Annotated in this window: 8 protein-coding genes and 2 pseudogenes; 6 read left to right on the top strand and 4 right to left on the bottom strand. The window is 55.2% G+C overall.

Annotated features, from left to right (window positions below; genetic code table 11):
- The 4 genes and pseudogenes from PY793_RS13860 to PY793_RS13845 form a co-directional block, all read left to right on the top strand.
- Nucleotides 1-96 (top strand): annotated as a pseudogene (locus PY793_RS13860) (IS5/IS1182 family transposase); the annotation flags it as partial.
- 3 nt (nt 97-99) lie between these two features.
- The gene (locus PY793_RS13855; RefSeq protein ID WP_275178576.1) at nt 100-417 is read left to right on the top strand and encodes an Rrf2 family transcriptional regulator; all 318 of its coding nucleotides are present in this window, start codon (nt 100-102) and stop codon (nt 415-417) included.
- On the top strand, nt 407-1,300 hold the full coding sequence (locus PY793_RS13850) for an NAD(P)/FAD-dependent oxidoreductase (protein ID WP_275178575.1): 894 nt from the start codon (nt 407-409) through the stop codon (nt 1,298-1,300). Before PY793_RS13855 ends, PY793_RS13850 begins: the two co-directional genes overlap by 11 nt.
- A 473-nt stretch (nt 1,301-1,773) precedes the next feature.
- Nucleotides 1,774-2,412, top strand: a complete 639-nt coding sequence (locus PY793_RS13845; protein ID WP_275178574.1) for a hypothetical protein — start codon at nt 1,774-1,776, stop codon at nt 2,410-2,412.
- Nucleotides 2,413-2,421: 9 nt separating this feature from the next.
- On the opposite strand, the gene PY793_RS13840 is transcribed toward PY793_RS13845, so the two are convergent.
- A complete protein-coding gene (locus tag PY793_RS13840) occupies nt 2,422-3,189 on the bottom strand; it encodes a glucosaminidase domain-containing protein (RefSeq protein ID WP_275178573.1) in 768 nt (255 codons plus the stop codon).
- Nucleotides 3,190-3,703: 514 nt separating this feature from the next.
- Nucleotides 3,704-3,943 (bottom strand): annotated as a pseudogene (locus tag PY793_RS13835) (transposase); the annotation flags it as partial.
- A 33-nt stretch (nt 3,944-3,976) separates the two neighbouring features.
- Between PY793_RS13835 and PY793_RS13830 the strand changes: the two are divergent.
- Nucleotides 3,977-4,273 carry a biopolymer transporter ExbD gene (locus PY793_RS13830; protein ID WP_342803935.1) on the top strand — a complete coding sequence of 99 codons (297 nt, stop codon included), beginning with the start codon at nt 3,977-3,979 and terminating at the stop codon, nt 4,271-4,273.
- Nucleotides 4,270-4,608, top strand: a complete 339-nt coding sequence (locus PY793_RS13825) for a hypothetical protein (RefSeq protein WP_275178572.1) — start codon at nt 4,270-4,272, stop codon at nt 4,606-4,608. The genes PY793_RS13830 and PY793_RS13825 overlap by 4 nt, the downstream gene beginning before the upstream one ends.
- A gap of 74 nt (nt 4,609-4,682) precedes the next feature.
- On the opposite strand, the gene PY793_RS13820 is transcribed toward PY793_RS13825, so the two are convergent.
- The gene (locus PY793_RS13820) at nt 4,683-6,698 is read right to left on the bottom strand and encodes a transglycosylase domain-containing protein (protein WP_275178571.1); all 2,016 of its coding nucleotides are present in this window, start codon (nt 6,696-6,698) and stop codon (nt 4,683-4,685) included.
- Nucleotides 6,695-11,776 (bottom strand): alpha-2-macroglobulin family protein, encoded by a 5,082-nt coding sequence (locus PY793_RS13815; protein ID WP_275178570.1) that lies wholly within the window; start codon nt 11,774-11,776, stop codon nt 6,695-6,697. The genes PY793_RS13820 and PY793_RS13815 overlap by 4 nt, the downstream gene beginning before the upstream one ends.
- Between the last annotated feature and the right edge of the window lie 296 nt (nt 11,777-12,072).

Genomic DNA, 12,072 nt, shown 5'->3' with positions numbered 1-12,072 from the left:
TGGCGACGTGTTGCGACCAGATATGACCGTTGCGCTCACACCTTCATGTCCGCAATCCATATCGCAGCAAGCTTCATCTTCTATCTTAAAGAATGAGTCCTGAGCCTAGTTCATTCAGAGAAGGGACATGGCGGTGGATGGACCATTACTTGCGACTTTGCCACCACGACCCTAGGCGATATCTACGATGCGCTAGGCCGACCGGAAATTATGGCGATGGGCAACAGGACTGAAGCCCCGGGCTGCCTGGTCGAACAGGCCGTTAACGCTGTGCTGGGCGATACTTTTGCTGCGGCAGAGGCGCTGCTGCTCACACGCTTTGGAGAAGTGACGCTCGCCGACCTTCGTACCGAATTCCACAACCGCTTTGCTTCTCGCACCGTTACGCCCACCCTGGAGACCAAACATGCAGTATGACGCTATCGTTATTGGTGGCAGCTTTGCAGGACTGGCTGCCGCGACATATCTTGCGCGTGCCAGGCGTAGTGTTTGTATTTTGGACACTCGCAGTCCACGCAATCGCTATGCCAAGGCTTCCCATGGCTTTCTTGGGCAGGACGGCACCAATCCGTTAGCTATTTTGGACACGGCGCGAACCCAGGTGCTTGCCTATTCTACCGTTGTGTTGATTGAGCGCGAAGCAATCAAAGCCCGCCCAGTAAATAGCGGCTTTGCTGTGTCCCTGGCGGACGGGACGATCATAGAGGGACAGAAGCTTATTCTCGCGTTTGGCCTGCGTGACATACTACCGGCCATTCCCGGCATCAAAGAGCGTTGGGGGAGTACGGTGCTGCATTGCCCGTATTGCCATGGTATCGAGTTCGCGAATCAGCCGCTTGGCGTGTTGCACAGTGGTACCGTGTCAGTCCATCAAGCTCTTCTGATTGCTGACTGGGGACCAACAACGCTTTACCTTAATGGCGCGAAACTGGATGAGAAAACTGAGGCGAAGCTCGTTCAGCGAGGCGTTAAGATGAAAGATGCATGCGTCAAAGCGGTGGCCGGAGAAAATGGTGGCTTGTCCACTATCATTTTGCGGAATGGCACACGGGATGCAATCTCTGCACTTTACCTTACGCCGCAATCCGTTCTGTCCAGTTCCTTTGCCGATCAGCTAGGCATCACTATTGATCATGGACCCATTGGGCCGACAATCCGCACAGATGCAGACCGCATGACGACAGTGCCTGGTATCTACGCAGCTGGTGACATCGCCAGAGTGCCGCATAGTGTGAGTTGGGCCGTGGCAGACGGTGTTACCGCTGGGACTGCCGCGCATCGGGCATTAGTGTTCAGGTAGGTGTAAGATGTGGCAAAGGTGTTGCAATTATCTCTCCGAATTTTATGATATTCATCAAAAATTTTTAGTTTTATCGCAATATTTATGACCAAATTTTCTTTAAATAATTTTAGAAAAACTTTCACTGTATCAGAATTATTGTGTTACTTTTTCACATTTACTATTGAATCAATAGATAAATATTTATATAGCTGATAACATTTCATCAATCAAAGAGATTTATGATCAATATAGGAAAAGATTAAAGTTGTAACCGGATAATCAGCAGGAATATCTGGTCCAAAAACTCATCTATCATTTCGTTGACTGGCAATGGAAGTGTTCCTGTGACAGTTGAGTTTAAGGCAAAGAACATCCAATGGGCACTTCAAAGCAGACAGGCGGCAGTCGCCTACATAAGCGACATGGAGTGAGTAATGACGCCTTGCTGATAGCGGACAGTTCACGATGAGCACATTCATACGGCTTTAATAATGCCGATCGCAATTACTGCAGCGCGGATATCAGATTGGAAAGAAATCTCATGGAGCAGGATTTCGATATCGGCTATCATGTTTGATGTTCCGCCTTCCATTTACAGCACTATTGGAAAAAATGTGACCTATTTTAAACAAAAGACATTTCTCCTGCCTCTGTGTGCCGTGTTCCTGCATATACCTGATCTGGCATCCGCCTCACCCAGACAGGAGAATGATGGATGGGAAATTTACGCCAATGTCCGTTTCCAATATCAGATTTGCTACCCTTCCCGACTGTTAAAGCCACAAGGCGAATCCGATAATAGTGATGGGCAAAGATTTCTAGCCTCTGACGGGGGTGATCTGACTGTATTTGGAGGGTACAATGATGTTCTGCACTGGACGCTTGAATATACATTAAAGACATACAGTGCAGATCTTGTTGGTCAGAAAGGTAAAATTACTTACCAAGTTATAAAAAAGGATTGGGCTGTTTTTTCAGGAGACGATGGTGAAAGAACGGAATTTTACGGGAAAATATTTATTCGGAATGATCAGTTTTACATATTTGAACTTACTTACAAAAAAGAATATAAAAATAAATACAGTAAAATTGTTGAAAGAATTTCAAAATGCTTCACTACGGGAATATGAGTTAGTTTTTTATAAATTGTATCTATATAAAAAATTTTGTTTCATTATTGATTTAATTTTTGATCCATACTTTAAGTCTGATGCATAAGAGCCGGTTAAGGCATCTGCATAAGCATCAGGGTCATCCGTATGCTGCCGTGCCAGTTTATAGGCCGGGTGTGTCGCCAGTAAACGGCCGTGCTGATCGAAGGCTTCATTCATGGAGGAAAAGACCCGGAATGGCGCTATAGTCGCAACCAGCTTATGATCTTTGGTTTCTTCATGTGTTCCGGCCATGACAAAACTCTGTCCACGTCCCGCCTTTATCCCAAAGGGATTATTGGAATGGGAAGGCATCCTTTTCCCAGAACCACTTTCCAGCATCCACTGGGCTATCGTGACGGATGCAGGTACCTTCCATTTTCTTTGTGCTGCTTGAGCTGCCTGAATAACAGCGGTTGGAATCGATGAATTGGCAATAGAGGATTTGGCGTTTACCCCTGATAATGTTGTAACTCTGTTCACACTGCTCGATAATTTCGACTCATTAAGCAGGCGCAAGGTCGGGCCGCGCGGATCAATTCGGCCATCAGGTGAAGACATGCCAACAAGATTTTGTTGAATTTTACGGATAGCCTCAAAAGTACGAAATCCACAAAGACCATCGACACGCAGACGAGGGGTATATTTCGGAAGGTTGCTGTTAAGCAGTTCCTGAATGGCAAGAACATCATCTTGCCGATTTGTGCCACCTTTACCAACAGAGGCAGTAATTCTAACGGGTCTGGATAAAGACATGATAGCTCCATCCCTATGCCATGCAGACATAGAGGCTCAAAGGTTTAAAAAACATGGAATGATCCGCCAAAATCTAAAAAACACCCTCAAATTACTTAAAAGGATGAATGTCATATTTTCTTATTATGGCAGATGAACAAAAATAGATCTGTTATAAAACAGCCCGCTAGTGGATTTTGTATCACTATGCTTGTAATGGCCGCGGCAAAAATATTATCCTCTTTTTGTATCAAAATTTGCGCGCAATATCAAGATTATATTTTAAGGGTTTCTCCTGTAACCCACTTCGCAAACACTTGTTTAGAACAGTCTCTTCATTTTTTGTACGCTATCTTTCGCTCAATAATTCAGAAAGGCTACCAAACAAGTCCTTGCTCATAGGCGGAAAAATGTCTGCCATGTATGAAATTAATTCCACGGCTGATAGTCCGTTCTCCCCCCAATTCTGTTGAAAAAGTCGCTTGCTGTGTCGAGCGGATCTGGGCTTGTGAGAAGTTTGCTGCGCCTGTCTCCTTCAGGTGGCCCTCTGGAGGGAGATGACTGGTATCAGCTTTGCCATTTTACGCAGGTTCTGGACGGTTGCTGCGAAAAGGAACTCATCTCTGGCGCCATTTGGGCCTCGTAATCGCAGTCGATCCAGTTTGAGTATGCGTTTGAGATGCACGAACAGCATCTCTACCTTTTTCCTCTGTCTTCGTGATGTCACGTAAGCATCGGTCCGGGCGGTGTCCCGCGCCATATCGCGAGCGCCTTCACCCGCCAGAACGGCATCGCCCACACGCTGGTCATGGCCGCCGAGACGGAACGTGCGCGGTCGCAGGACATCCCCGATGACAGCGAAGGCCTGAAGGAGCGCATCGTGCTGCACCTTGAACGGCTGGAAGGCAACAAGGACGAACGCATCTTCCTGCGCGCCGACAGGACGGTCGATTACGGCACGCTGATGGGTGTCATGGATAAGCTGCGGTCTGCTGGCTACCTCAAGGTCGCCCTGGTCAATCTGCAGGGACAGAAAGAAGGCAGTGAAGCCGGTTCTACGCCTGTACCGTCCGGCAACGCAGCGAAGAGGCTTACATCAAGATGACCGATCTGCGGCACATTCTGTTTCATGGCATTCTGGAAGCCGGACCACGCGCGACGGCGGTGGAGATATGGAAAACGCTCGGCCGGATCATGGAGCAGGGACACGTTCCCTCACAAGGGTCTATCCAGCGCAATCTGAATCTATTTCTTGAGCGGGGCATCCTGCGCCGTGATGTCACGCCCGACCGACAATGGCTCTACAGTGTGGCTCCGGAGCCGAGGGCAGCGCTTGCGATTACCTTTGTGGAAGCCGGGACGGGACGGAAGATCGCCTGTCACGCACCGGAAGTCGCGACCCTACTGCGCCGGGTGTGGCATTGTAGTGAGCGATGTTAGCCCACATCAGGCTGATTGGCTGGAAAATGGAAAACCTGTTATAAAATAAACTGGCAGTGCAAGAGGGTTCCATTTTACCGTATACGAATATCAATAGTCGCATGGGCGTTTTGCGCGTCCGCAAGAGTGATGTGGGCAAAGCCGGGTGCATCGGGAGTCCAGGAAGGTTGTGCACCGGGCGGCACATCCAGCGGAATGCCATTGATATACCAATGATAAGGTGGATGGCCGCCTGAGCCTTCCAGCCCGACGGGAAGCATCGTGCCCTCGGAAGAGCGGCTTTCAATTTCGGAATGATTGCGCGGAAAGATGATCTGCGGTGCCTGCCGTTGTTGCAGGGTGCGCAGGGCAGGTGACAGAACTGCAACAGCACGATGAGCTTGGACACTAGCTGGCGGAACTGATGTATGCGGGGGTGAAAGCAGAGAGAGGAGATCTGCCAGCACTGGTCCTGCCGTATCCCGTCCTGTCAGTCCGGGGGAGGCGGTACCGTCCGGGCGTCCGGCCCAGACACCGACTGTTGCCTGCGGGGTGGAGGCCATCGCCCATCCGTCACGGTTGCCATAGGATGTGCCTGTTTTAAAGGCAACTCCCTCCCATGATGCGACGCCAGCCGGTGGAGCCGTGCCTCGCAGGATTGTGCGAATGTCGGCGTTTGCTCTGCTGGACAGTAGGGTTGTCTCGGGCGCAGGGTCTGCCGATTTCAGACCTGTCGGTTCACGATGCAGGGGGGCGACGTGACCATCATGATCGAGTGCCGCGTACAGCATTGTCAGGTCATGGAGTGAGATGCCTGCTCCCCCGAGAACGATCGCGAGGCTCGGTGCACTTTGTGTGCCATTCGGGTTTTCTGGCAGTCGCAACCGCACACCGCAGGCGGAGAGGCGGTCCATGAACCGGGAGGGGCCAACCCGCTCCAGTGCCTGAATGGCAGGCACATTGAGTGAAAGCTGAAGGGCTTCACTTACAGTGGTTTCACCCCGGAAAACATGGTCAAAATCCTTGGGGGCATAGCCGCCAATGGCAAGTCGGCTATCGCGCACACGTGTGTGGGGTGTCATCCAGCCTTTTTCGAAGGCCATGCCATAGACAAACGGCTTGAGTGTGGAACCAGGAGAGCGAGGCGTTAAAACAGCATCTATCGCATTGCCCGGAGCCTTATGCTCGGCCCCTCCGACCCATGCAATGATCTGCCGTGCGTGGTCGACAATCAGTGCTGCGAATGTTCCGCGCAGCGGGGCAGGATGGCTGGCAAGGACCTGCCGTGCGTTGCGCTGGAGCCTTGCATCAAGCGTTGTCACTACCACACCGTTGCGCCCTGCGCTGAGAAAATGACCGGCGAGTTCAGGGGCGTCATGCGGTACGCCGCGTGTGTCTGGTGTTGGCCATGCAACAGGCTGTAATAACGTGGCGCGTTGCAATGTGCGGTGCGCAGCGTTCAGCAAGGCCTCAGGATGGCGGTCCGGGCGGAGTGCGGCGGGCCGCCGGGGTAAAGTCACAAGAAACGCGGCCTCGGTAGGTGTCAGATGGCTGGGCTCATGTCCGAAATAGAGCAGGGATGCCGCACGGATGCCTTCGATATTCGTGCCTTCAGGAGCCAGCGTAAGGTAAAGGTTCAATACACCCCGGCGCCCGAAGCGCCATTCAAGCTGGAGGGCGCGCAGGATATCGCGCAGCTTGCCGCCCCATGTATGACGGTGCGGGGTAAGGAGGCGGCTTGCCTGCATGGCCAGCGTGGAACCACCCGAGACAATATGGCCACGCCGGGCCAATTGCCAGATGGCGCGCGCAAGGGCTTGCGGGTCAACTCCCGGATGGCTTTCAAAGCGGTGATCTTCTGTCACCATCAGGAGTTTTATATAGGTCGGGTCAACATTCTGGCTTTCAACCGGCAGGCGCCAGAAGCCATCGCGGCTTGTATGGCCGTCAAGCAGCGTATGGTCGCGGGCTTGAACAAGAAGGGCGGCTTGCTTGGCCCGATGCAGGTCTGGCGGATTAAGACGGTCGGCCACCAGCAGACCAGCCGGAATGAGGCTGGTGAGCAGCAGGCCGAATGTACAGTTTCTGGCAAGGTGGAGGGGGGCCCTCAATGTGCGGTGATCTCGACAGTCCCTGATGCCGTGCGAGCCATCAGGCTCGGAAGACTCCGGGCGCTGACCATCGCTTCTGGCAGAGTGAAGTGGCCCGGTGTAATGGCGCGGACGATGTAGGCGACATGGAAACTCCGCGCTGCAAGGTCTGGAGACTGCGTTGTGAAGCGCACCGCAGCAGTGAAGCGATCATCCAGCGCGGCAGCATGTTCGGTGTTGCTGAGTGTGCCCAGAAAAGCGTAAGGGGGGTTCGTGCGGTCGTTTTCAGTGTTGTCCCCGTCATGGTCGTCGTTGTTCCCGTCATGGTCGTCAGATGCGGCATCCTCAGGAGACACAATGCTCTCGATTTCCCATCCGGCAGGAAGCAGGCTGGTAATGCCCACCAGATAATGACCGGGATGGAGGGCCGTGCCTTTGAGACTGACGATAAACCGGTCGTTCTGTTGCATGTGTGTCAGGTCAAATGGCTGGCCAGTCAGGGTAAAGCCCTGCATGGCCAGTGTCAGTCCGTTGGTGAGAGGTTTGACATTCCCGGCTGGCTCACCCTGTAAGGTCAGGGTGCTGAACAGCATCTTCCTGCCGGTATTTTCGACCAAAAGACCTTTTCCGAGTGTGGCGGAATCAAACGGATAGGTAAGCGGCAGGCGTAGCGGCGTGGTGTTGGGGCGCCCCTGTACACGCACACTCTGTCCGTCAGTATCCTTGTTCAGAGTGCTGGCCGCTTCGAGTAGCGCCGTTCTGGTTGCGGTTGTCAGCGTATCAGGCGACAGAATCAGCTTGCCAAACCGCCCGATGAGCAGGTGGGTGCGCCGGTCGTCATGCGCTTCGGCGGTCAGGGCAGCAAGCCCGGCCAGATCGCGCACGTAGGTCCAGTATCTGTAATCCCAGAGATCCGGCTTTCCGATGCGGGGCGGCCCGAGTGCGGAGATGGCTGCGTCCAGCAGTACTTCTGGCGATGTCGCGCTGTTGTCCTGCGGTGCATCGTCCATCGCGAGTGCGACAGCAAGATGCCCAAGGGCCAACGGATAGGCCTGTGCATTGAAGCCTGCCGTGCCAGCCCAGACATAGCTGACACGGGTACCATCCTGCCGCGCGACAAGCGAGGCCGCGAGAGTATGGATTGCATCAGGGTGGAGGCGACCGGCACGGGCCAGCACGTACGCCGCGTAAGCGCGTGTATTCAGCTGTTCTGTCTGCCTTTCACTGTCATGCTCTTCAGCATAGACGTCTTGAGACTGGAGTTGCTCGCTTTCAATATGGTCGAGCAGCAGGCCAAGCCGGTCCTCCGGAACGGTGTAGCCCGCAGCTTTTGCCCGGATCAGGAAATCGGCCAGATAGTCCAGATCATCGGGGAGACTGAGGCCATCGGAGCGATCCCATTGGCCAATCTCCCCTGACGGGTTCTGGCGATCAAAAAGCGTATTGATGGCTGACTGGATGGATTTGCCCCGAGTGTCTCTGGGGTTGTGAGTCTCGGAGAGGGCCGGGTTGCCCTGTTGCAGCAGCGCACGGGCCTGAGCTGCCAGTGTGTCAGAATCCCCCCAGACGCTGGATTGCAGGGATTCTTGCAACCCGACTGTATCAAGGCCATCCGATGCGGAGATGTTGAGGGTTATCCGCGTATCTGCCGGGTTGAAGCCCGCCAGTTCCGTGTGGTCCCATGTCTTGTGGCTACCGGGTGGGAGGGGTGCAGTCCGGCTGACGGTCAGCGGAACATGCGCCAGCCTGATGCCGATGGGCCAGCTTCGCGTCAGCAGCGCTTTTGGTGAGCCGGACCGGCGTAATGTAAGATGGACATGCGCAATGGCGGTACGGTCCGGCAGGGTGGGGGTGGCCGCCAGTGCAACACGCAGGTCAGCGCGCCCACCGGGTTTGACAGGGGCACTGAGTGTGCCGGAGCCAAGAACACGGAGCGGCCCATCCGTGGTGATCTGGACTTCGTAAGGTGCCGATGGCGCATCAACATTGATGATGGAGACCTGTGCCTGTGCCGTATCCCCCGGGGCGAGGAACCGTGGCAATCCCAGATCGGGGAAAACCGGGTCTCGTGCTGTGATGTCTGCCTGCGCGTTGCCAACGGCATCTTTGCTCCAGGCAGAGGCCATCAGGTGAAGCTGGCCATCAAAATCCGGCACATCGAACGAGAGGGTGCCGTGCCCGGTGCTGTCGAGTGCGACTGGACCATCGAACAGTGCGACGCTTTCCGTTGTCCGCACGGGCGGGCCGTCCGCGCTGCTGCCATTTGATGCTGCATCCCCCCCAGAGCGGATCTGGCCATTTTTCGCATCACTGAGCAGAAGAGACCCGTAGTTGTCCAGCATGTCCAGCCCAAGACGGGGGCGACCGTAAAGGGCATCAAACAGGTTGAGCGGCGTGAAATGCGTGAGGTTGAGAATCCCCTGATCGACCGCGGACACGGCGACCTGCACCTGCCCCACCGGAAGACCCTGACTGGCCTGAACGGTCACGGGAATGGTAACGCGACGGCGCGGCGTAACCGTGCCGGGCACATCAAGCGTTACGTTCAGCCGATGTGTGTCCTGATTGACACCAATCCACGTGACACCAACCGCCCGCACAGGGTCATGCAGGCGCAGGCCGGAGGCGCTGTTGAGCGGACGATAGAGTGTGACCAGTGCATAGGCGCCGGAATGCCAGTCCGGTGTGGCGGTTACGGGCACGTCGAGCCCTTCTTTTGGAATATCCACAAAGCGTGTATTCAGCACACGGTCTGTTGCAAGCGTTATCTGGGCCTGTCCGGAAAAACCGCCACCAATGTGGATGACCGTACTGCCGCCTGACACGATATGGGTATCGCGCACGCTGAGCGGCAGATGGTCCGGTGTGCTGGCATCACCGTTTCCACCCCAGCCGACCTGAAAGCGGAGTGAACTGCCTGTTACGCTGCCACTTTCACTTGGGACGGCACTCAGGCGATATTCGCCCCAGTCCAGCGTTGGGATAATTCGCGCTGTGCCTTTGGCATCTGTTACAAGATCGCCCGAGCGCATGGGCACGTCCACGGTGTGGCTGCTGAAGGTCCAGCCATTATCGGGCGTGTGGGACCAGTTATAGATATGGTTGACGCGTGACAGGGCCCAGTGAATTTTGCCGATGGCAACCGGACTGTTGTCAGGTGCGAAACCTGCAAGGTCGATGGGGATAACCGCACTGCCCATGCTGGAGGAGGCATCTGTCGCGACATGGAGGCCGATCAGCGGTGCAGTGCGGCGGACGGGAATTGTAAGGTGCTCACCCACGCGCCGCCCCATGGGGTCAAGAAAACCGGCACGTATATCAAAGGCGAGCGGTCGGGTAAGGCCCTGAGGAATATCCGGCGTGAAGGTCAGTTGCGTATGGCCTTCTTGATCGGTTGGAGCCGCGCTGATGTCGCCGCTGGCTGATGGTGTCTCCTCGTTTTCAAACCCGAAAGCCCAGCCTATGTGGTCAGGGATTGGATCGGTCGCGGGAACAAGTCTGTAGGAGCTGTCACTTTTAAGGTCCGCGCCGGGTGCGCCGTAGAGAAAACGTGCCGAGGCATCAATCACAACGGTCTGTCCGACGATTGCGGAGGCGGGTGGCCTGAAGCTGGCTTCGATACTGGGTGGTACGAAATCCTGAACGCTGAAACGGGCCGAACCGATGGCAGGCAGGGAAGGGTCGAGCAGAATATCGGCCCGCCACAGGCCCGCGGGTGCGCTGGCGCTCAGGGGCAGGGTTGTGGCGTAGCCGCCCTCTGCCGCACCTGTAAGCGGAATGCGCCGTTCTTCCATCATATCGGGACGGTACAGAACAAGAACCGGGTGGGCGTCTGGAATAGCCTGTCCTGCCCGGTCACGCAGAAGAGTGAGGAGATGCACGCTCTCACCGGGGCGGTAGATCCCGCGGTCAGGCTGCACGAGTGCGAGACTGTTCCCTTGAAACGGGCTGACTGCTCCTTCAAGATGCTGTTCTGAAAAATCGAACCATTGCCGGTCAAGATGCAGAAAGCCGAAATCCTCCCCCTTGCTGGCCAGCAGGACCGAGGCGCGGTCTGCCATGGTACCACGGAGCAGGGGGGCATCAAAATGCCCGAGGCCACCCGCATCCGTTGTGACTGTTGCCAGAGTACCGCCATCACGGGCGCGCAGTGTCAGCGTGACGTCAGGAGTAGGCTGTCCGCTCATCAGGGAACGAGCACTGACTGTTAGCCCGTCTTCACCCCGCAGCATGGTCAGGCCAAGGTCGCTCAGATTGACCCAGTGGGCAGAAATAGGCTTGCCTTGCAGTGGATCGGTGTTGGTGCTCCCGCGTTTAAGCGCGGTTTCCACGGGGCTTTTTGCGGGCGGTGTTGCGGCGTCTTCAACCGTCACCAGATAAAGTCCGTTCTGTCCTGCGCCAATTGTCTCTGCCAGCGGGAAGCCGGTTGTCACAGACTGGTCTGGAGCATGATCGATAGCCATGGTGCCATGCCAGATTTCACGCATGGTCGTGTCCAGCAGGTTCTGGAACGTATAAGGGTCAAAACTGGTCTGATTCAGATCGGGAAGTGTGCTGTCGATATGACCTGTGCCGGGGAATTGCTGATATGCAGCGACCCGAAAGACGTGGAGACGAACCGCGGAGACGTTAACAGTTTCAATAGCCAGGGCAGGCGTGTGCCCGGTCGTGCGCCCGGGCAGGATAAAGCCATCTCCTGTCAGCCCGACGCGCGCATCACGACGCCCGAAACGGGCGCCGAGCGTGAGGGGAGCAGCAAGGCGCTGGCCATCGGCTGAAGTAAAATCCGGGTCGACCTTCATTGTATAACCCTGCCCGAAGGCAAGCCTGCCAAGGCAGAATGTGTCATTCTCAACACGGGGCGTGAAGGCGCTTTTGGGTGAGAGATGGACCGAATGGGCCAGCGTTGTTGTTTCTCGTGCGTTCAGATTCTGATTGAAATGCAGGCAGATTTCAGGGTGTTCGCCTGTTGCATCGAGAGAGGTGTGCTGGAACGCGAAAGGCGTGGACTCAGCAGAGGCCGCCCGACTGCATGGCGCGAGGTACAGTGCCGGAAGGGCAACAAGGCTCAGGGAAGAAAGCAGAAGACGTAGCGACAATATCTTGAACCCTGAACAGTTTATGCTGGAGTACGCAATGTGAACAGTCCCAAGGTTGGCGGGGACCGGGTTTCACAAATTACGCGGCCATGAGAATTTGGTCCATAGCAGCGTAAAAATATTACCCGGCTTCGGCTGGCGTACTGCTGAACTTCAAGAACGCGGAGTTCGGCCTTCCGGTTTCACCTAGGCTCAGGACCTATTAATTTATTGAACTGAATGTGTTGTTGTGATTCACAGGCTTACCGATGGAGGGTGGGCGTGTGAGTGATGTGTTTATGCTGTCTGAGAGCCAG

Origin of the sequence: Acetobacter fabarum (assembly GCF_029069195.1) — a bacterium.
GTDB classification, from domain to species: Bacteria; Pseudomonadota; Alphaproteobacteria; order Acetobacterales; family Acetobacteraceae; genus Acetobacter; species Acetobacter fabarum_A.
This window is presented reverse-complemented; position numbering and strand designations above follow the sequence as displayed.